This window comes from Brenneria tiliae (genome assembly GCF_023347575.1).
Classification (GTDB): domain Bacteria; phylum Pseudomonadota; class Gammaproteobacteria; order Enterobacterales; family Enterobacteriaceae; genus Brenneria; species Brenneria corticis.
Genome location: NZ_JAKPCB010000093.1, coordinates 163,825 through 184,380, shown reverse-complemented (window position 1 = coordinate 184,380; position 20,556 = coordinate 163,825). Strand labels below are relative to the sequence as shown.

Below are 20,556 nucleotides of genomic sequence, written 5' to 3'. Positions count from 1 at the left end.
CGATAACGTCGTGTAATAATGAGCAGGCATTCATGGTGTTCTCCGACCTTTTGAATTTGGCGATTTATCAGATCGTTGAATGCCATGAATGTTCCTGCCTCTTTAATATTTGTGGGGATTCCTCAGGTTCCGGACATTAATACCCGGGGAATGGAAAAAGTGATGTACCGAGGGCCGGAGGCCGACGGGCGCACCGGAGACGGCATCAATATGGCTCTCAGCGCTAAAGCGGCGCTGGCCGGTATGGGAACATTGGCCGGAAATAGTCCTTATCTGGATGATGAACCCGCCATTTACCAATTTATGGGCCCCGATCATATGAAACAGGCCCGCGCCGCGTTGAGTCAGCCGTTTCTGTGGGTCAATAAGCATGGCGAACGTTTTTATAATGAATCGGCAGGCTCCAATTTCAGCGACGTCTACAATGCGTTAACCGCCAACGATGGCCTTATGTATTCCATTTTCGATGAAAAAATGAAACAGAGGATGATTGATGGCGGGCCGCTCACGCCTTTTAACGCCATCGTCGTTCCGGGGCAAAAAATGACCGCTTTGGATGAGGGCATCGCCAAGGGATTAAAAACCGGCTATGCGTTTAAGGCCGATTCTATTGAAGCGTTGGCGGAAAAAATACAGGTCGAACCGGCCAAATTAAAAGAAACGATAAATAAAGTTAATCAGTATTCCGATAATAAATATGACCCGGACTTTAGCCGCAGGCCCGAACACCTTGTCAAATTCGACACGCAGCACGGACCCTATTACGCCTTGAAAGGGTTAAGGGCGTTTTTCCTCACCCTTGGCGGCGTTAAGGTGAATACCCATATGCAGGCGCTGGACGATAACGGCAATCCCATCAACGGCCTGTATGTAACCGGACAGGACATTGGCGGGCTCTACGACAGTACCTATGACCTGCTGGCCGAAGGTTCCGCCAGCAGTTTCGCGCTGACCTCCGGCCGGCTGGCCGCCAGGCATATCGCCGAGCATAAAAAGTAATCGCCTTCCCTTTATCAACGGAGGATTCCCCAGCCAAGCTGGGGAATAACTGAATTCCGCTTTCGCCGGATTACAGCGGCTTATGCGCCGTTTCTCTGGCGGCCCACACCGCCCAGAGGGTGATAAACAGCGCCAGCGACACATACAGGGAGATCGCCAGCGTACCGCCGTAAGCGCTGAACAGCGACGTGATGATCAACGGCGCAAAACCGCCCCCGACGATCCCCGCCAGCGTATAGGCCAGCGACGACCCCGCGTAGCGTACGTGGGTGGGAAACTGCTCGGTGACGAACGCCGCCTGCGGCCCGTACATCGCCGCATGAATCAGCAGCCCGACCACCACCGCGATGCAGATCTGCACCGGCTGCGCGCTGTCCAGCAGCACAAAGAAGACGAACGCCCAGATCACCGCCGCCAGCGCGCCGCCCATATACACCGGGCGACGTCCGAAGCGGTCGGAAAGCATACCGAACAGCGGCACGGCGATGGCGTTGCCGCAGGCTCCCAGCATGGTGGCCGTCAGCGCCAGCGGCCGCGGCAGGTGCAGCACCGTCGTCACGTAGGTCAGGGTAAAGACCACCACCAGCGCGTACAGCACGTCGGAACCGATGCGCGCTCCGCCGGCGATCAGCAGCGAGCGCAGATGCTGGCTGAACACCTCGCGGATCGGCGCCTGAGTAATGTCCTTGTTTTTTTCCAGCTTGAGGAAAGCGGGCGTCTCGCCGACGCCGCGGCGCAGCCACAGGCCGAAGACGACCAGCACCAGGCTCAGCAGAAAGGGAATGCGCCAGCCCCATTGCTGGAAACTGTCCGCCGACATCGACAGGGTAACCAGGGTGATAAAACCGGTGCCGATCAGCGTGCCGCAGGACGGCCCGACCTGGGCGAATGAGGCGTTGCGCCCGCGCTGATGCGGCTTGCCGTGCTCCATCGACAGCAGGACCGCGCCGGCCCATTCTCCCCCGAGCGCGATGCCCTGCACAAAGCGCAGCGTGACCAGCAGCAGCGGGCTCCAGATCCCCCAGGCGGCGTAGCCGGGCAGTATCCCCATCAGCGCCGTGGTTACGCCCATGATGATCAGCGTGGCGACCAGCACAAAACGCCGCCCCAGCACGTCGCCCAGATGACCGAACACGATGCCGCCGATCGGCCGCGAAACGTAGCCGACGGCATAGGTGGAAAACGCCAGAATGGTGCCTACCAGCGGGTCGAACGAGGGGAAAAACACATGATTGAAAATCAGCGCCGCCATAATGTTGTAAACGGTAAAGTCATACCATTCCAGCGCGGTGCCGATGGAGCTGGCGGCGGCCAGCTTGCCGGTATTCGGCGTGGCGGCGGCCTGTTCCTGCGGCGACAGCCCTGACGCCGTTTCAGTGGTAGCGGTATTCATCATTTCAGCTCCTGTGCGGTAAGTTGCCAATTGAAGGTGTAATGCAGGAAATCTGCGGCAGATAGGTTTAACGCGCGGCTCGCCAGGGCGCTCAGATGCGCGCCGGCGGCGGGGCCGCTGCTTTCCACCAGCAGCAGCGGCAGCATGGGGCGTGAATCGCGGGATTCGTTGGGCAGCGGCGTGCTCAGCGCGGCGTCCGGCAACAGCAGGCTGCTGCCGACAAATCCCGCTTCGGCCGACAGCGTCTCCCCCAGACGCAGAACGCTATCGATCAGCGCGCTATCCGGCGCCGGTTCGAGCGCCAGTATGCCGAGCTGGCTGCCGGTGCCCTGTCCGGTCACGGCTTGCACCGCGCAGACCCGGCGCATCGGATCGCGCATGCGGCGCAGATTGGTTTCCGACCAGGCGGTCTGGCGGGTAAAGGCGGCCTGATAGGCCGACGAGGTAAAGCACTCCAGGGAAAGGGTTTTATACAGGCCAAGATACTTGCGGCCGCCCTGCGACGCCTGATAGCGCGTGCCGCTCAGGAAACCGGGAATGCGCACCCGCTCTTCCACGTGCTCGCGGTCGTACCAACGATTGAAATCCGCCTCATCCTGCGCGGCGACATCGGTGGCGACCAGCAGCATTCCATTGGGGGAAGGGGAAATAGTCATGGATATTCTCCTGTTAACTCAAAGAAGACGGCGATGCCGCCGGAAAATCAGGCGTCGGCAAGACAACGCTCAATCGACAGCGCCCACCCCAGCAGCGCGTCGTCATGCAGCGGCAATCCCGCCGCCATCAGCCCGACCGGCGCGTCGCCCGGCGGCTGACACGGCAGCGAAAGGGCGCAGCCGTCCAGGAAATTGATTACCGAAGGATTGCGCAGCGCCGCGCCGTTGATGCGGAAATAGGCGTCTTCATCCGCCTCCAGTTCGGCGATGGTCGGGGCGATAAAAGGGACGGTGGGCATCAGCAGCGCATCGTAGTCCTGAACTTCGGCGCTCACCCGCCGCTGCCAGTCGGCGCGCTGCTGCGCCAGCAGCAGCCGATCGTTTTCCCCCAGCGCGGCGCCGCGGCGAATACGCGACAGCACCCGCGGGTCGTACTCGTCCGCATGGCCGGCGATCAGCGGTTGATGCCAGCGCCATGACTCCAGCGCGGTGAAGCCGCCGGCGGCGTTGATGGCGGCCAGTTCGGCGAACGCCGCGCAGGGCACGGATTCAATGCGCGCTCCCGCCTGCGCCAGACGCCGCAGGCTCAGTTCGAAGGCCGCGGCGACCGCGTCGTCCATTCCATCCAGCACCAGCGTTTGCGGCACGCCAAAGAGCGCCTGCGCCAAGGGGCTCGCCTGCGACGCCAGCGGCTGCGCGGCGATCGCACCGTCCAGCGCGATACAGCCGGCGACGTCGTGCGCGATAACGCCGATGGAGTCCAGCGACGGCGACAGCGGCAGCAGCCCGGCGTCATCAATGCGGCGGGCGGTGGGCTTGTAGCCGGTCAGGCCGCAGAATGCCGCCGGAATGCGCACCGAGCCGCCGGTATCGCTGCCGACCGCGCCGAAACACATGCCGTCCGCCACCGCCACCGCGGCGCCGGAAGAAGAGCCGCCCGGAATACGCCGCGCGTCGCGGTCCCACGGATTGGCCGGCGTGCCGTAGTGCGGATTGATCCCCAGGCCGGAGTAGGCGAATTCGGTCATATTGGTCTTGCCTACCACCACGGCGCCGGCCTGCAAGAGTCGCGCCACCACTGCGGCGTGGCTGGCGGCGGCCGGAGCCGCCGCCAGCACGCGGGAACCGGCGGCGGTCGGCTCGCCGGCAACGTCGAACAGGTCTTTGACGGAGACCGGCACGCCGTCCAGCGCCGAGAGCGGACGCCCCGCCGCGCGCCGCCGGTCGGCCGCCTGCGCCTGTCGTCCGGCCGCATCGGCGTATACTTGGGTAAAGGCGCGCGCCCCTTCGCCCTGTGGGTCCGCGATGCGCGCCAATGCGCTTTCGGTCAGATCTATGCTGGTGAACGCGCCCGTCGCCAGCCCGGCGGCGGCCTGTCGTAAAGTGAGTTTTTCCATCACGCCACCACCGGCAGTTCAATGCTGCGATAGCTGTGGCTCAGGGTGCGGCCCAGACGTTCGTCCACCAGCGCCATGCGGAACTCCGCCGCCGGGCGTATGCCGCCAATCGCCGCCATGGTGCCGCAGGTCATGGCCAGCCCGTCGGCCTGCGCCGCGGTGGGAGCATCCGTCGCCAGATAGCGTTGCAGCAGCGCCATCGGCGGTAGCAGGCCGGCCAGCGTGCCCTCCTGATACAGACGAAAGTCTCCGTCCTCCTTGATCCACGAGCGCAGAATCAAGTTATCCCAGTGCTCGATGACTTCGCGCAGCGGCCAGGCGTCCCGCGCCACCGGCTTGACGCACAGCTGTTTCGACAGCGCGACGCTGTGCGCTTCCAGCCGCCGATCGGTATGATCCGACGCCAGCGAAACATAGAGTTCGCCGCCGTGGGAGAAAATTAACGGCTCGGCCTCGCCGGAACTGGCGTCGCCGATCACTTCAACCACCGGGGATTGCGTGAGCTGATTTGCCGCCACGCGATAGAACAGCGGAATTGCACTAGGTTGAGGCACGCCGAGCGCCTCCAATTCCCGAATATGGTGCAAAACCGCCTGGCGATCGCGCCCGGTCCAGCCGGCGATCACCAGACGATCGATATCGACCTCCAGCGCCGCCGCGCCGCTTTTCTGCGCTAAGTTAAAGACCAGTTTCATAAAATCCCCGCTTCGACTAAAATTATTGTGAAATTTCACACGACTTTCATTACGGTATTAAGCGATTTTCGTGCCAGGTTTTGTGTACTATGTATCTAAAGACTTTTCTGTTGCGGGAGCTGATGGTGAAGAGCGTTGAGGAGCGGCGTCAGGTATTGCCGACGGTGGAGGAGAGCGGCCTGTCGCAGAACGAACTGGCCTACCGGCGATTTAAACAGTCGCTGGTGACGTTGGATTACAAGCCCGGAGAGTATTTGAATACCGCGCAGGTGATGAATGACCTGGATATGGGCAGGACGCCGGTCAATCAGGCTATCCATCGTCTGGCGAACGAGGGATTACTCCAGGTGATCCCGCGTAAGGGCGTTATGGTCTCTCCGCTGTCCATTAACGATGCGCTGGAGCTGATCGACGTGCGCCTCACCAATGAACGGCTGTGCATACGGCTGGCCTGCCAGCGTGTGACGCAGGCGCATATCGCCGAACTGCGCGATCTGAATCAGCAGATTGCCGCGGCCAGTGAGGCCCGCGACCGGATATTGATGATGACGCTGGATCATCAATTCCATCAGACGCTGGCGCAGATCGCCGGCAACAGCACGCTGACCGATATCCTCAGCGTGCTGCACGCCCGCTCGCAGCGCTTCTGGGCCAGCACGCTATCCAGGGAAGAGCACCGGCAGGAGGTGGTGGAGGAGCATCGCGCCGTGATAGACGCCCTGGCGCAGCAGGACGCCGTCGCCGCGCAGGCCGCGGTGGAAGCCCATATTCTGTCGTTTCGTCACGCGCTGCTGCACGCATACTGAGACGCCGGCGCGCGCCTTACCCCGCCTGACAAAATTGCAGGATAGCCCGGCCGACCTGCTGTGGGGCTTCCCGCTGCGGAAAGTGTCCGACGCCTTCCACTACCTGCCGCTGGTATCTGCCCTGAAAGAAATGCTCGCGGCCAAGCGAGCTATCGGGATGGTTGCAGGTATCGGCCCCGCCGTGCAGCACCAGGGTCGGCACCGACAGTACGGGCGCCGGATTCAGGCGGGCCTCGTCCTGATCGTAGGCCCGATCGCCGGCGACGAAGCCCCAGCGGTGGCGATACGAGTGCAGCACGACCTCGGCCCAGTCGTCGCCCTGAAACGCCTGCGCGGCCTCGTCGAAGTCGGCGTCTGCGTACCAGCCCGCCGGCGCCCAGGTGTCCCACATCTGGCGCGTAAAGGCTTCGCGTTCCTCCCGCACCACGCGCGCGCCGCGCGGCGTGGCCATAAGCCAGTGATACCAGTAGTTGCGCGCTTGCTGAAGGCCGATCGTCTGATTCGGATCGTTGGTGCCGTAGCCGACGGACAGCATCACCAGATGCGAAGCGACGCCGTCGCGCAGACCGCAGGCGTTGGCGGCGGCTCTGGCGCCCCAGTCATGGCCCACCAGCAGCGGGCGCGTCAGCCCCAGCACGTCGATAAACTCCAGCAGGTCGCGGCCCAGCGCCGACAGCTGCCCGCTGCGCGGCGTCGCCGCGTCCCTGAAGCGCGTGGGCGCGAATCCGCGCAGTGCGGGGGCCAGCACGCGGTAGCCCGCGTCGGCCAGTATCGGCGCCACCGCTTTCCAGCAGGCCGGACTATCCGGCCAGCCGTGCAGCAGCACTGCCGACCGTGCGCCGTGCGGATTCAGCTCCAGATAGGCGATGTCGAGCCGGGAGGTGGTGGCGATGTGTTGAGTTGGCATAGCGTCGTCTCCTGTGGGTTGGTCTTCCCCATAAGTGTGGCTGGATTATTCATCGCGATTGACGAATAATATCGTTTAATTGATGATTTTTTACGTTGAATGGAGCCGCCATGGAAACCTTACCCGCCGCCGACGGCCAGCCGCTGGACATAGTGCTGCTGCGCACCTTCCTTGAAGTGGTGAACAGCGGGAGCTTTGCCGCGGCGGCCGAACGGCTGGCGCTGACGCCTTCGGCGGTCAGCGGACATATCAAGCGCCTGGAACAGATGACGGGGTCGACCCTGCTGGCGCGCACCACCCGCCGTCTGGAATTGACTCTGGCCGGCGAAACCCTGTGCACCTACGGCCGCAATATCCTGGATCTGGAACGCGAGGCGAGGGCGAAACTGCGCGGCGCGCCGCTGCGTGGACGCCTGCGGGTCGGCGCATCGGAAGATTTTGCCGCGGCCTGGCTGCCCCAGGCGCTACAGCGCTTTCGCGTTAGTCACCCGCAGGCGGCCATTGAGCTTAAGGTCGGCATCACCGCCGATCTGCTGCGCCAGCAGGAACATGGCCGCATCGATCTGGTTTTCGGCAAACAGTGCAGCCGCGTGGACGGAACGGGCGAACTGCTGTGGGAGGAGCCGCTGGTCTGGGCCTACGCCGCCGACCAGACGCCGGAGAACGCGGCGGCGCTGCCGCTGGCGCTGTTTCCCGAGCCGTGCATCTACCGGGAGTCGGCCATCGCCGCGCTGGGCAAGGCGGAACGGCCATGGCGCATCGTATTCGAGAGCGGCAGCATGGCGGGCTGTCTGTCGGCCGCCTTGTCGGGCTTTGCCGTGACCGTTATCGCCCGCAGCCAGCTACGTGAAGGTCTGCGGGAATTGGGGCCGGACGAACAATGGCCGGCGCTGCCCGCGGCGCGCTTCTATGCGTTCGCGCGTGAGGAGACGCCCGCCGTCGCCGCCCTGATCGACGCCGCCCGCCGCATCGGTCGGCAGCGCCAATTTGGTGGAAAGCCCTACTTACAGCGCTCATTTTAGTTAGCCTGCGGGGAAATAATGTATGCCATATGCTATCCTATGCATATGTCTAACATATGCCTATACCGGACCTCTCTATAAGGTAAGCCATATGTTTATCCCATATGACCGGTTTGGCGAGAGGAGTATAACCATGCGAATTGTATCGGTGTTTAAAAACGGCAATAACCGGGCTATCCGTTTGCCCCGCGATCTGGATTTTGACGGCGTTACCGAACTGGAAATTTTTCGCGATGGCGACAGCCTGGTGCTACGCCCGGTGAAACCCAGTTGGAACTCGTTTATGGGCGAAGAAAAAGCGGATGCCGACTTTATGAAAGATCGCCCGGACATCGTGGAAGAAGGGCGCTTTGAACTATGAGCCAGATATATATGCTCGATACCAATATCTGCTCCTTTATTATGCGCGAACAGCCGCAGGCGGTGATTAACCGGTTGCAGCAGTGCGTGCTGGACAAAAATCGCATTGTGGTGTCAGCCATCACCTATGCCGAGATGCGTTTTGGCGCCGTCGGGAAAAAGGCTTCCCCGCGCCACGGCAGGCTGGTCGACGCCTTCTGTCAGCGTCTTGATGCCGTGCTGCCCTGGGATCGGGCCGCGGTGGACGCCACCACAGAGATCAAAATAGCGCTGGCCGCGGCCGGTACGCCGATCGGCGGCAACGACGCGGCCATTGCCGGTCACGCCATAGCGACCGGCGCGGTGCTGGTGACTAACAATGTGCGGGAGTTTATCCGCGTGCCGGGGTTGACGCTGCAAGACTGGGTGAAATAGGCCAATTGTTCGGTTTCTATATAAGATATTGACATCAACGCTTGCCCGCCAACGCCCGATTCATGGCGAACACCGTACCCAGCAGAGCGGCTGCGAGAATGACGATGACAACCCACGCGAAGGAGGCTGGGCCGGGCCGTTGCAGCAAGATGCCTCCGGCAACGCCGCCGGCGGCGACGGCCATATTCCAGCCCGTGACGTACATGGATTGCGCCACATCAACCGATTCGCCGGCGAAGCGGGACAAGGCCGTCTGGGTGATGGTGGCGAAGCCGCCGAAGGCGAGGCCCCAGATCAGCACGGAGGGATAAACCATCTGCGGCAGGCTGCCCCAAACGCCGAGCAGCAAAGCCGCGCAGGCAAAGACGACAATACTTGCCGCCGCCAGGAGTCGCAGCCGCCGATCGACCGTCGCGCCAACGAACCACAGGCCGATAATCGCGCCCAGTCCGAAGACGAACAGCACGATATCCACCTGCGCCGACAAGCCCGAAAGCGCCAGGAAAGGCTCAATATAGATATAGAAGATGTTGTGGGCGACGATAAAGGAAAACACCACAAACAGTACGGAACGAATTCCCCTCTGCAAAAAGATGTTGATGAGAGACTGGCGTCGCTCTCTGGCCTGGCCGGGGAAATCCGGCACGATAGCGATTACCCACAGGATAAGCAGCAGCGCCAGCGCGCTCATCAGGCCAAAAGCGCCCTGCCAGCCGACGGCCCGCCCCAGCAAAGCCCCGAGCGGCACGCCCAGCACCAGCGCGATTGTCGCGCCGGCGCCGGAGATGGCGATGGCGCGTCCGCTGAGATGCGACGGGGACATGCGCACCGCATAGCCGGCCAGCAGAGACCAGACGATGCCGCCGCATACGCCGGCAAAGAAGCGCGTTAGCAGGGAGAGGGAATAGCTGGCGGAAATCGCGGTAATAAGATTGACCACCGCAAACCCGAAGATCGCCGTCAATAGCAGCGGCCGCCGCCGCAGGCCCTGTGTCAGTTTCGTCACGGGAATGGCTGCCGCCAGCGCGCCCGCCGCGTAGGCGGTGATAAACTGTCCCGCCAGACTTTCAGAGACATCCAGTCCTTGCGCGATGGAGGAGAGCATTCCCGCCGGCATAATTTCGGTCAGCAGCGTGAGAAAGGCCGCCATCGCCAGTGCAAGCAGTCCCGCCAGCGGTAGGCGTTCGCTGTTGTTGCGCAGATCCGCGCGCGTCGTTTCGTTCATTAATCGCATTTCTCCGGTTTGACGCTATCCAGCCTGTTGCTGAACGCTATTTCGTTATGCTGCCCATTCATGCACCGAAGAAAAATAGGCTACAGTGAATAACACTTATGACAAATATGTCAGCATTAAGGTGCTTTAGATGGACAGTCTTGGCTCACTCCAGCTCTTCGTTCGGGTCGGCGACGCCCGCAGCTTTACGGCGGTTGGGCAGCAGTTGGGCATCTCCGCGTCGGCGGTAAGCAAAGCCATTGCGCGGTTGGAAGAACGGCTGGGGGTGCGCCTGTTACACCGTTCAACCCGCACCGTCAGCCTGACGTCGGAAGGCGCGCTGTTTCTGGAACGCTGTCGGCACATTCTGAGCGAAGTGGAATCCGCCGAAGCCGAACTTCTGCAAACCAGGGAAACGCCGCAGGGCAAGCTGCGCATCAGTCTGCCCTCGGTCGGTACGCTTTTTATGTCGCGGCTGGGGGAGTTCAAGCGGCGCTATCCCGCTATAGAACTCGATATCGATTATTCAGATCGCCTGGTGGACGTTATTGAGGAAGGTTTCGATGCCGTTGTCCGTACCGGAACGCCCAGCGATTCCCGGCTTACCGCGCGCCGCCTGGGGGCTTGCCGTAAGGCGATCGTGGGCGCGCCCGCCTACTTCGACAAGGCGGGCATTCCGCTCACGCCGGAAGATTTGGCAAACCATGCCTGCCTGATTTATCGCTTTCCCAGTACGGGCAAACTGGATGTCTGGCCATTGTCGCGCCCAGACGGTATGCCCGCCATCGAACTGCCCGCCAGCATGGTGACCAATAGCCTTGACCCGCAGGTCTGTTTTGCGGAGCAGGGGCTGGGTATCGCCTGTGTGCCTGACATCGCGGTGCGCTCGCAGTTGCGGCAAGGCAGCCTGATAACGGTATTGGACGACTACAACCGGAGGAGATGGTTTTTCATGTGCTTTGGCCGTCGGGTCGTCACTTGTCGCCCAAGATCCGGGTATTCGTTGACTTTATCGTGGCGAAGCTTTTTCCGCTTTAGCGGTCGGTTTCCAAATGTTTTGGCTGTCTACGGCGCTATAAGGGATAGGTTTCGCCAATCCGCTGACATGAACGCGTCAAGGAGCTCGATAAAATACCGCAGCGTTAAATCCGGGCTGCTGACCGGACTCGGATTTTGAATATATTTTGGCTTTTATTGGAGTGAATTTATTTGGATTGAGCATTATGGCTAAATATAAAAATAATATTTCAACGTAGTCCTTCCTTTTCCGCCTTCCCGCAACTCGAATTATTCAGGCTATATCCCTGTCATGAATGCATTTATATATCTGAAAAACGCATAATAGCCCGGATTGATTTTGCTTATGGCTTGTAATAACGTCATTAAAAATTTATTAACGCTAATGCGTGATTAAGTAAATAGTCTGTTATTTACTGGGCTTTTTTTATTTTCTCTTTCACCATCAGGACCATCATGAGTGATCAATCCGGCACGTCGGCCCCTGCTATCGCCAGTTTTCAATCGGTTCCATCTTCAGATATTACCGCCAAGGCTCATGCGCTGAGGCGGGAATTGGCCGCGCTGGCGACGGCGTCCGATCTTAAGAGCGAATATCGTCAGGCGCGCGAAAAGTTGCGCCGGTCCGGTCTGCTGTCCCTGCGCGTGCCGCGGGAAGAGGGCGGCGAGAGCGCCAGCCAGACTCAGGTGATTGAAGTATGCCGTATTCTGGCGCATGCCGATCCCGGCATCGCGCAACTGCTCCAGCCGCATTACGGTTTTACCGACGCCATCCGGCTGTTGCTTTCGGCGCAGGCTCGCCGGGTGCTGTACCGGGATGTGCTTAACGGCGAGCGTATCGCCAATGCCGCCAGTGAACGCGGAGGCAGGCACTCAGCCGATTTCGCCACCACCATTATCCGTCAGGGCGACCACTACCGCCTGGACGGGCGCAAGTACTACGCCACCGGGTCGATAGGCGCTCGATGGATCACGGTGATTGGCCGGGGCGAAGATGGCGAAGCGGCGCTGGCCTGGATCCGTACCGACACTCCCGGATTAACGCTGCTGGACGACTGGAACGGCATCGGCCAGCGGGGCAGTTCCAGCGGCACCCTGATTCTGGCCGGGGCGGCGGTTCACGCCGATTATGTTATCCCGCAGTGGGACGAGGCGCATCGCGGCATTGCCTGGCATGAGAGCGGCCGGTTAATCCATGCGGCCATCGATCTGGGCATCGCCGAAGGCGCGCTGGAGTGGGGGACGCATAGCGTCGCGACGGACAATCGCATCCCGTTCGAGTCCCCGTATCTCTCGCTGGCGGAAGATCCGCTGCTGCAATATCAGATTGGTGTGCTAAGCGCGCGCGTCAAGGCGGTGGCGGCGCTGCTGGCGGACACCGCACGTCTGCTGGATGAGGTGCAGCAGCGCGACGGGGAACAACTGCCTGCCCTGCAGTCGGCGCTGGCGGCTGCCAAAGCGCTGGCGGCGGAAATCAGTCTGACCGTCAGCAGCGAGGTGTTCTCCTGGAGCGGCGCGCGGGCGGCGGATCGCGCATTGCGCATCGACCGCTACTGGCGCAACGCGCGTACCCATACCCTGCACGACCCGGTCAGGCTGCGCTATCAGGAGCTTGGCCGCAGCCAGTTGGCACTGTTCGCCCGTACCTCTTCCAATCAGGAGCCCCACTGATGAGCGCGCCGCGTCCGCTGATTTTCAATGCGTTTGAAATGAACGGCATTGGTTATTACGCCCAGGGAAGCTGGACCCACCCGGATTCACAGCGCCATCGCTATAAAGATCTGGACTATTGGGTGGAGCGCGCCCGTTTTTTGGATGAAGCAGGCTTCACCGCGCTGTTTTTTGCCGATGTGCTGGGGGTTTACGATGTTTACCGCCAGTCGCCGGCTCCGGCGATCGCCGGGGCGGTGGATTTTCCGCTGAATGATCCCTTTATGGTTATTCCCGCCATGCTGGCGGCGACGCGCAATCTGTCGTTTGCGGTGACCGCGTCGACCACCTATGAGCATCCGTTCACCTTCGCCCGGCGCTTCGGCACGCTGGATCATCTGTCCAAAGGGCGCATCGCCTGGAATGTGGTGACCTCGTATCTGCCGAACGCCGCGCGCAACTACGGGCTGGCCGACCAGTTGCCCCACGAGGCGCGTTACGCCCGGGCGGAGGAGTTTCTCACGGTGTTCTACAAGCTGCTGGAGGGCAGTTGGGAAGAAGACGCTGTGCTGTACGACAAGGCGGGCAAGCGCTTCGCCGACCCCGATAAGGTGCACCGCATCGATCATCAGGGGGAATATTTCTCCGTGCAGGGGCCGGCGCTGACCGAACCCAGCGTGCAGCGCACGCCGGTGATCTTTCAGGCCGGCGCGTCCAGCCGCGGTCTGGCCTTCGCCGCGCGCCATGCGGAGGTGGTGTTCGTCAACGGCATGAATCCCGCCGCCCTGCGCGATAACGTGGACAAGCTGCGCACCGCGGCCGTTGCCGCCGGACGGGCGCCGGACGCCGTCAAAGTGGTGACGGATCTTTCAGCGGTGATTGGCCGTACCCGGGAAGAAGCGGAACGCAAAGCGAATGAAATTCGCGCCGCCCAGTCACCGGAAGCTCAGTACGCCGCCTTCGGCGGGGCCAGCGGCTTCGACCTTTCCCGCTATCGCGACGACGATAGGCTGTCGTCGGACCCACACAACTTCTCTCGTTCCGAATCGGCGCGTTTTACCAGCGAAAAAGCCCGCCCGGACAGCGTGGGCGCGATCAAGCAGCGGCTGGTGGATTTAAGCCCTTACGCCCGCACGCTGGTGGGTACGCCGGAAAGCATCGCCGATGATATCGATGAGATCGCGCGCATCACCGGCGTGGACGGTTTCAACCTGCATGAGTTCGTCAGCCCGCGCGATTTCAGCGAATTTGCCGAACAGGTGCTGCCGGTGCTGTCGCGGCGCGGTCTGTTCCAGCCGGCCAAACCTGACTCATCGTTGCGCAACCGCCTGTTTGGCGCCGGCGATCGGCTGGCCGCGCCGCATCCGGCGGCGGACTATCGCGCAGCATTTGCGTTTAAAAAACAATAACAATCTTCATCTTTAAGGGGTAATGACATGACTGCAACCACAAAGGTCGCCAGCACGCTGGCAGGGGTGATTTTATCTCTCGGCGCGGCATTCGCTGTTGCCGCCGCCATTCCGGCGGTGGAAACGTTAAAAGCGCCGGAAAAAACCATTACTCTGAATTATTACGGCGGGGCGATACCGGCGGAGCGGGCGAATAAAATTATCGCCGAATTTGAAAAGCGCTATCCGACGATAAAAATCAGCTATCACGCGGTGCCGTTTAACAGCTACAACGAAACCTTGGGGGCGCGCTTCGCGCAGGGGGACGTGGATATTTTCGATATCGACCAGCCGCAAACCGCCAGCTATGCCGTGCGCGGCTGGGAAGCGGATCTGACCGAAGCGTTCGCCGCCAAACGCGGGTTGATCGACCCTCCGGCGCTGCAGGAGTCTACCATTGACGGCAAACTGTTGAACCTGCCGTATCAGATCGGCACTACCTTCCTCTACTACAACAAGAAGGTGCTCAAGCAGGTCGGCGTTGAATTCCCGTCCAACAAGGCCGGAGAAGCGTCCACCTGGGAGTGGGTGGAAGCCACGGCGCGTAAAGCCGTCGAGGCCAAAGCCTCCGCCTACGGCATCACCTTCTCAACGCCGGACATGTATTACTACCTCCAGCCGCTGGCGGAATCGCTGGGCGGCGGCAGCGGCGTGACCGGAGAGAAACAGCTGACGCCGGATATCAACAATGAAGGCTGGGTGAAAGCCCTGAGTTGGTACGGCAAGCTGTACGCCGACGGCCTGGCGCCGCGCGGCGTGCGCGAAACCGCGCTGGCCTTCGCCAACGGCGACAGCGCCTTTTTCTATGGCGGCATCTGGAACTCGCCGACCATTACCAAAAACGCGGATCTGGATTTCGGCATCGCCGCCGCGCCGCGCTTTAGCGACGGTAAAGACGCCACCACCAGCGGCGGCTGGGCGTTAGGCATCAGCGCGCTGGCGAGCGAAGAGAAACAGCAAGCGGCGGCCCTGTTCCTTGACTGGTATCTGTTTGGCGATAACGGCGGCTTTATTTCCGCCGACCCTGAAACCGAAAACGTGCCGACCACCGACGCCACCCGCGCCGTATTCTGGAAAAACCCCACCTACGCCGATCCGCGCCTGGCGGGATTGCAGGAGATTCTGACCTGGCAGGCGCAGCACTCCGCGCGTATTCGTCCGCAGACCGTGGGCGGCGCGGAGTTCACCCAACTGGTCGGTGCCGCTATCGGCGACATCATCAACGGCGCCGACGCGAAAAAGACGCTGGACGCCACTAACGCCAGGCTGAAAGCGGCGTGGAGAAAGTATCAGTGATAACGCGCCCGTTCGGCGGGCTGCGCGCCGGCCGGGCCGCGCGCCATGAAGCGTGCACGGCCTGGCTGTTACTGACGCCGGCGTTGCTGCTGCTGTTGCTGCTGCGCATCATTCCGGCCGGCGTCGCCATCGTGCAGTCGTTTTATACCTCGGTGCCGGGCAGCGTGATCCCGCCGAAATGGGTGGGCTGGCAGAACTATCTCGACCTGTTTGAAGATCCCGATTTCTGGGCGTCGGTGTGGCGCACGCTGTTGTTCGCCGTGCTGGTGAACCCGCTGACCATGCTGTGCGCGCTGTTTCTCGCCTGGCTATTGACGCGCAACCTGGCGCTGACCGGCCTGTGGCGCACGCTGGCCTTTCTGCCTACCGCGCTGCCGCTGATGGGCACCACGGTGGTGTTCGGCGTATTGATGCGCCCGGAAGGGGTGATTAACAACCTGCTGTCGCTGGCGCATCTGCCCACCAGCGGCTGGTTTACCGACGTCGACGGCGCGCTGGCGGCGTTGGTGATCCTCTCCACCTGGACGGCGGTGGGCTACTGGATGATCTTCCTGATCGCCGCCATCCGCGACGTGCCGCGTGATTATTACGATGCGGCGATGCTAGACGGCGCCGGCGAAGTACGGCAGTTTTTCACCGTGACCCTGCCGCTGATCCAGCGCCAGTTGCTGTTCGTGCTGACGGCCAGCACGGTGTGGAATTTCATTATGTACGCGCCGATCAGCGCCCTGACCAAAGGCGGACCGCAGGGTTCCACCAACTTTTTGATGTACGACATCATCACCCGCTATTACGCCCTGAGTTCACCCGGCTCGGCGCTGGCGGAGATGACGGTGCTGTTTGTGCTAATGGGAGCGACGGTATGGCTGCAATTCAGGCTGTTGAACCGAATGAGAAGCGCGCCGTGACCGCGCGGCGCGTAGCGCTGCGTCGTCGCCGGCTGCGTCGTGGCGCGGCGACAACGGCGGCGCTGCTGATTTCGCTGCTGTTCGCCATCCCATTCGTCTGGCTGGCGGCGTCGGCGTTTCGTCCGGTGGCGCAAACCTTCCAGGCCAGCGTCGACCTGTGGACCTTTATTCCGCGCACCTGGACGCTGGAAAATTTTGCGGCGGCATTCAGCCGCGGCTTTGCCGTCAATCTGTTCAATTCGCTGTGGGTGACCGGCGTTTCCGCTCTGGCGGGCACCGTGCTGGCGGTGCTGGCGGCGTTTCCGCTGGCGGTGATGCGTTTCCCCGGCCGCGACTGGCTGTTCGTGGTGGTGGTGTTCGCCTTTATGATCCCATTTGAAGTGGTGGCGCTGCCGCTGACTACCGTCTTCACCCAACTGGGGCTGGCCAACACCCTGACGGCGCTGATTGTGCCCGGCCTGGTGCACGGGCTGGCGATTTTCAATCTGCGCCAGTTCTTCCTCAGCATTCCACGGGAACAGCTGGAAGCGGCGCTGCTGGACGGGGCCGACTGGTGGCGCATCCTGTTCCAGATCTATCTGCCGCTGGTGCGACCGGCGGTGATCGGCTCGGCGATGATTCTGGCGATGGCGCAATGGAACGCCTGGCTGTGGCCGTCGCTGATCATCACCAACAACAGCAAGCAGACCGGCGCGGTGGCGATTGGTTTGCAGGACTCCGCCTACACCCAACACTACGGCCTGGCGTTTGCCGAGGTGTTTATTCTGGCGCTGATCCCGGCGCTGCTGATTTTCTTCGGTCAGCGCACCTTTACCCAGTCGCTGAGCCACACCGGCGGTAAATAGTTTCATTAATTAAGCAGGAGAGAGTTATGAGCCAACATTCCCATCGCGTCGAATTTCTGGACGAACGCCCCGACGCCAATGCCGTCTGGTCGGCGCCGGAAGACCGCTTCAAACGGTTTGCCTACCACCGGGTGGGCAATAGCGGTCTGGTGGTATCGCCCATAGGATTGGGCTTCTGGTATCACTTCGGCGATACCACGCCGTTCCAGCAGCAGCGGGACATTATCCGCTTCGCGTTCGAGAACGGCATCAACCACTTCGACCTCGCCAACCAGTACGGCCCGCCGCTGGGCGCCGCGGAGGAGAACTTCGGCAGGGTGTTGCGCAAGGACTTCAGCCCTTACCGCAACGAACTAGTGGTGACCACCAAGGCGGGATGGCCGCAGTGGCTGGGGCCGAACGGCCGTCTGGGCGGCAAAAAGCACCTGCTGGCCAGCATCGACGAATCCCTGACGCGGCTGGGGCTCGACCACGTGGATATCTTCTATTCCCACCGCTACGATCCGGACACCCCGCTGAGCGAGACCATCGAAGCGCTGGACGCCATTGTCCGTCAGGGCAAGGCGCTGTACGTCGGCATATCGTCCTACTCGGCGGCGCGCACGCGCGAGGCGTTCGCCATCGCGCAGGAACTGGGAACGCCGCTGCTGGTCAGCCAGTCGTCCTACTCGCTGATAAACCGCTGGATAGAAGACGAACTGCTGGACGATCTCGGCCACTTCGGCGGCGCGGCGGTGGCCTTTACCCCGCTGGCGCAGGGGCTGCTGGCCGACCGCTACCTGCAAGGGTTCGACGGCGTGTCGCGCGCCGAGCCGCGAGCGTACCTCACCAAAGAAGCGCAATCCGCGGATAACCTGCGGCGCCTGCGCGGGCTGGCGGAGATTGCCGCCGAGCGCGGGCAGACGCTGTCGCAGCTGGCGGTCGCCTGGACGCTGCGCGATCCGCGCGTCGCCTCGACGCTGGTCGGCGTTTCCAGCACCGAGCAGTTGGCGGAAAACCTGCGCGCGCTGGATAACCTCAGCTTCTCCCAGGAAGAGCTGGCCCGCATCGATCGGTTCGCGGTACACGACGGCGGGGTCAATCCGTGGAAAATTTCATCCGAGCTGTAATGGGCTGGCGGAAGGAACAGGCGCATGACTTCTGATGCGGTGCTGCCGGCCGATGGCTCGGCGCAGTACGACGTGGCGGTGATCGGCCTGGGGGCGTTGGGGGCGGCGGCGCTCTGGCGTCTGGCGGAGCAGGGCGCCAGAGCGATCGGCATCGAGCAGTTTACGCCGCCGCACGCGCTGGGAGCGACGCATGGCAGAACCCGGCTATTCCGCACCTTTTGTCTTGAGCATCCGGCGCTGGGGGAATACGCCCGTTTATCCCGCACGCTGTTCAAAACGCTGGAGCAGGAGGGCGACGCGCCGCTGCTGTCGGTGACCGGCGGCACCATTATCGGTCGTCCGGACTCGCTGGCGGTGAGCGGTACGCTGCGGGCCGCCGAACGGCTGGGGGCGAAGCTGTCGGTGTGGGACGCCGCCGAGCTTGCCGCCCGCCAGCCGCAGCATCTGGGGCTGCGGCCCGATGAGGTGGCGGTGCTGGATCCGGAGGCGGGAATCGCCAACCCGGAGGGATTTATTCACGCCGCCCTGCGGCGGGTCCGGCAGCTGTCGGGGGATATTCTGAGCGATGTCCGGGTGGAATCGCTGCATGACGTCGGGCAGACGGTTCGCATCCTCACCACGGCGGGCGAGGTGAGGGCGTCTCAGGTGGTGGTGGCGGGGGGCGCCTGGCTGAAGCGCTTTGCGCCCCGGCTGCCGCTGGACCCGATTCGCACGGTGATGACCTGGTTTGACGCCGCGGCGCATTATCAGCTGGCCTCCTTTCCGGTATTCGTTCGCGAGATCGGGCCGGAACTGACCCTGTGGGGGCATGGCGCCCTACCGGGCGGCGTGGTGAAGCTCGGCCTAGGCGACATCGGCATGCCGCGCGCCGCGCTCGATCCCGACAATATCGACCGGCGCATCGCCCGCGCCGATACCCGGGAGATTACCCAGGCGGTCGGCCGCTGGCTGGGCGGCATCAATCCCGAGCCGCTGAGCGCTCATCCGTGCATGATCACCCGTACGCCGGACGGGCAGTTCGTCGTCGGCCGCTATCAGGGACGGATACTGGTGGCCGGCGGCGACAGCGGCCACGCCTTTAAGCATGCGCCGGCCATTGGCGAAGCGATCGCCAGACAGGCGTCGGGCGGGAATATCGCGCTGGATACCGCGTTTATCGATCCGCGCCGTTTTTTAGGCCCGCGGCGTTAAAAATTTTTGCAAGGCGTTCAGCCTTTCACCCTGACGGGCCAACGCTGCGCGTTGTTGAAAAACGCTCCTGGCGTTTTTCTCTCCCGGCAATTTTTATAAGAGAGTGATATGGGACGTTTAGTGTTGCAGGGCGTGGGGAAGTCTTTTCACGGTCAGCCGGTAGTACAGGATATCGATCTTGCCGTCAAAGACGGCGAATTCGTGGTGATTGTCGGCCCGTCCGGCAGCGGTAAATCCACGCTATTACGCATGATCGCCGGTCTGGAGGATATTACTACCGGAGAGATGTACCTTGACGGCAGGCTGATAAACGACACACTGCCGCAGGAGCGCAGCATCGGCATGGTGTTCCAGTCTTACGCGCTGTATCCGCACATGACGGTGGCGGAGAATATGTCGTACGGGCTGACGCTGGCGAAGCGTCCGAAAGAGGAGGTCGCGCGCCGGGTGAGCGAGGCGGCGCAGATGTTGCAACTGACGCCGCTGCTGTCGCGTAAGCCGGCGGCGCTGTCCGGCGGGCAGCGGCAGCGGGTGGCCATCGGGCGGGCGCTGATTAAAGAGCCGGCGCTGTTTCTGTTCGATGAGCCGTTGTCCAATCTGGACGCCGCGCTGCGGGTGGAGATGCGCGTGCAGATCGCGCATCTCCATCAGAAACTGCGCGCCACGATGATTTATGTCACGCACGATCAGGTGGAGGCGATGACGCTGGCGGATCGCATCGTGATGATGTCGTCCGGCAATATCGCTCAGGTGGGAACGCCGCTGGAGTTGTATCATTTCCCCGGCACGCTGGAGGTGGCGACGTTTATCGGCTCGCCGCGCATGAATATCCTGTCGGTGGTGATTGAAGAGGGGCTGCCGTCCGCCACGCGGGTGCGTCTGCCGGGCGGCGCGCTATTGACGGTGGCGGTTGACGGCAGCCGCGCGCAGCCCGGCGAAACGGCGCTGCTTGGCGTGCGCCCGGAGGATTTTCAGCTCGCCGAGGACGCGGACGCCCGTCTGCCCGCCACGCTGGTGCTGCGTGAAAATCTGGGACATGAAACCCTGGCCTATTATCAGGTTGCAGGCGTTGCGCAATCGCTCACGCAGCGCCTGCCGGGGACGATAGAGCTGACGCCCGGCAGCTCGGCTGAACTGGGGCTCAGCGGCCTTCGCTGCAATCTGTTTTCCGCCAGCGGACTGGCATATCCGCGTTTAGCCGTTAATAATCGCTAAAGCGCCGGTTTCACG

General features: G+C 62.2%; 19 protein-coding genes and 1 pseudogene. 14 read left to right on the top strand and 6 right to left on the bottom strand.

The features are described 5' to 3' along the window. Positions 1–162: 162 nt before the first annotated feature. On the top strand, positions 163–999 hold the full coding sequence (locus tag MFP24_RS07870; RefSeq protein WP_249232877.1) for an FAD-binding protein: 837 nt from the start codon (positions 163–165) through the stop codon (positions 997–999). Positions 1,000–1,069: 70 nt separating this feature from the next. Here MFP24_RS07870 and MFP24_RS07865 read toward each other — a convergent pair whose 3' ends face one another. The 4 genes from MFP24_RS07865 to MFP24_RS07850 are packed head-to-tail and all read right to left on the bottom strand — an operon-like array spanning position 1,070 to position 5,140. After that, positions 1,070–2,392 (bottom strand): MFS transporter, encoded by a 1,323-nt coding sequence (locus MFP24_RS07865; protein WP_249232914.1) that lies wholly within the window; start codon positions 2,390–2,392, stop codon positions 1,070–1,072. Next, positions 2,392–3,042 (bottom strand): DUF4286 family protein, encoded by a 651-nt coding sequence (locus MFP24_RS07860; protein ID WP_249232913.1) that lies wholly within the window; start codon positions 3,040–3,042, stop codon positions 2,392–2,394. The genes MFP24_RS07865 and MFP24_RS07860 overlap by 1 nt, the downstream gene beginning before the upstream one ends. Positions 3,043–3,095: 53 nt before the next feature. Then, the gene (locus MFP24_RS07855; RefSeq protein ID WP_249232876.1) at positions 3,096–4,445 is read right to left on the bottom strand and encodes an amidase; all 1,350 of its coding nucleotides are present in this window, start codon (positions 4,443–4,445) and stop codon (positions 3,096–3,098) included. Then, positions 4,445–5,140 (bottom strand): DUF2848 domain-containing protein, encoded by a 696-nt coding sequence (locus MFP24_RS07850; protein ID WP_249232875.1) that lies wholly within the window; start codon positions 5,138–5,140, stop codon positions 4,445–4,447. The genes MFP24_RS07855 and MFP24_RS07850 overlap by 1 nt, the downstream gene beginning before the upstream one ends. 122 nt (positions 5,141–5,262) lie before the next feature. Between MFP24_RS07850 and MFP24_RS07845 the strand changes: the two genes are divergently transcribed. Further along, positions 5,263–5,946 carry a GntR family transcriptional regulator gene (locus MFP24_RS07845; protein WP_249232912.1) on the top strand — a complete coding sequence of 228 codons (684 nt, stop codon included), beginning with the start codon at positions 5,263–5,265 and terminating at the stop codon, positions 5,944–5,946. A gap of 16 nt (positions 5,947–5,962) precedes the next feature. On the opposite strand, the gene MFP24_RS07840 is transcribed toward MFP24_RS07845, so the two are convergent. Continuing rightward, positions 5,963–6,853 (bottom strand): alpha/beta fold hydrolase, encoded by an 891-nt coding sequence (locus MFP24_RS07840; RefSeq protein ID WP_249232874.1) that lies wholly within the window; start codon positions 6,851–6,853, stop codon positions 5,963–5,965. A 110-nt stretch (positions 6,854–6,963) separates the two neighbouring features. Between MFP24_RS07840 and MFP24_RS07830 the strand changes: the two genes are divergently transcribed. The 3 genes from MFP24_RS07830 (at position 6,964) to MFP24_RS07820 (ending at position 8,649) form a co-directional block, all read left to right on the top strand. Beyond that, a complete protein-coding gene (locus MFP24_RS07830) occupies positions 6,964–7,875 on the top strand; it encodes a LysR substrate-binding domain-containing protein (protein ID WP_283164135.1) in 912 nt (303 codons plus the stop codon). A 133-nt stretch (positions 7,876–8,008) separates the two neighbouring features. After that, complete coding sequence (gene vapB / locus MFP24_RS07825; RefSeq protein ID WP_249232873.1) at positions 8,009–8,236, top strand: type II toxin-antitoxin system VapB family antitoxin; 228 nt, start codon at positions 8,009–8,011, stop codon at positions 8,234–8,236. Beyond that, a complete protein-coding gene (locus tag MFP24_RS07820) occupies positions 8,233–8,649 on the top strand; it encodes a type II toxin-antitoxin system VapC family toxin (RefSeq protein WP_249232872.1) in 417 nt (138 codons plus the stop codon). The genes vapB and MFP24_RS07820 overlap by 4 nt, the downstream gene beginning before the upstream one ends. 34 nt (positions 8,650–8,683) lie before the next feature. Here MFP24_RS07820 and MFP24_RS07815 read toward each other — a convergent pair whose 3' ends face one another. Next, the gene (locus tag MFP24_RS07815) at positions 8,684–9,874 is read right to left on the bottom strand and encodes an MFS transporter (protein ID WP_249232871.1); all 1,191 of its coding nucleotides are present in this window, start codon (positions 9,872–9,874) and stop codon (positions 8,684–8,686) included. A 139-nt stretch (positions 9,875–10,013) separates the two neighbouring features. On the opposite strand from MFP24_RS07815, the pseudogene MFP24_RS07810 reads away from it, so the two are divergent. The 9 genes and pseudogenes from MFP24_RS07810 (at position 10,014) to MFP24_RS07770 (ending at position 20,541) form a co-directional block, all read left to right on the top strand. Then, positions 10,014–10,900, top strand: a pseudogene (locus tag MFP24_RS07810) (LysR family transcriptional regulator). Positions 10,901–11,335: 435 nt separating this feature from the next. Beyond that, on the top strand, positions 11,336–12,550 hold the full coding sequence (locus MFP24_RS07805; RefSeq protein ID WP_249232870.1) for an acyl-CoA dehydrogenase family protein: 1,215 nt from the start codon (positions 11,336–11,338) through the stop codon (positions 12,548–12,550). Further along, on the top strand, positions 12,550–13,938 hold the full coding sequence (locus MFP24_RS07800; RefSeq protein ID WP_249232869.1) for an NtaA/DmoA family FMN-dependent monooxygenase: 1,389 nt from the start codon (positions 12,550–12,552) through the stop codon (positions 13,936–13,938). The genes MFP24_RS07805 and MFP24_RS07800 overlap by 1 nt, the downstream gene beginning before the upstream one ends. 27 nt (positions 13,939–13,965) lie before the next feature. After that, positions 13,966–15,273 carry an ABC transporter substrate-binding protein gene (locus MFP24_RS07795; RefSeq protein ID WP_249232868.1) on the top strand — a complete coding sequence of 436 codons (1,308 nt, stop codon included), beginning with the start codon at positions 13,966–13,968 and terminating at the stop codon, positions 15,271–15,273. Further along, on the top strand, positions 15,270–16,181 hold the full coding sequence (locus MFP24_RS07790; protein ID WP_249232867.1) for a carbohydrate ABC transporter permease: 912 nt from the start codon (positions 15,270–15,272) through the stop codon (positions 16,179–16,181). Before MFP24_RS07795 ends, MFP24_RS07790 begins: the two co-directional genes overlap by 4 nt. Continuing rightward, positions 16,136–17,026: a carbohydrate ABC transporter permease gene (locus tag MFP24_RS07785; RefSeq protein ID WP_249232866.1), complete on the top strand. Its 891-nt coding sequence runs from the start codon at positions 16,136–16,138 to the stop codon at positions 17,024–17,026. Before MFP24_RS07790 ends, MFP24_RS07785 begins: the two co-directional genes overlap by 46 nt. Positions 17,027–17,052: 26 nt before the next feature. Further along, positions 17,053–18,135, top strand: a complete 1,083-nt coding sequence (locus MFP24_RS07780) for an aldo/keto reductase (RefSeq protein ID WP_249232865.1) — start codon at positions 17,053–17,055, stop codon at positions 18,133–18,135. Positions 18,136–18,159: 24 nt separating this feature from the next. After that, on the top strand, positions 18,160–19,326 hold the full coding sequence (solA, locus tag MFP24_RS07775) for an N-methyl-L-tryptophan oxidase (protein ID WP_249232864.1): 1,167 nt from the start codon (positions 18,160–18,162) through the stop codon (positions 19,324–19,326). Between the two features lie 108 nt (positions 19,327–19,434). Next, positions 19,435–20,541, top strand: a complete 1,107-nt coding sequence (locus MFP24_RS07770) for an ABC transporter ATP-binding protein (protein WP_249232863.1) — start codon at positions 19,435–19,437, stop codon at positions 20,539–20,541. Positions 20,542–20,556 lie beyond the last annotated feature (15 nt).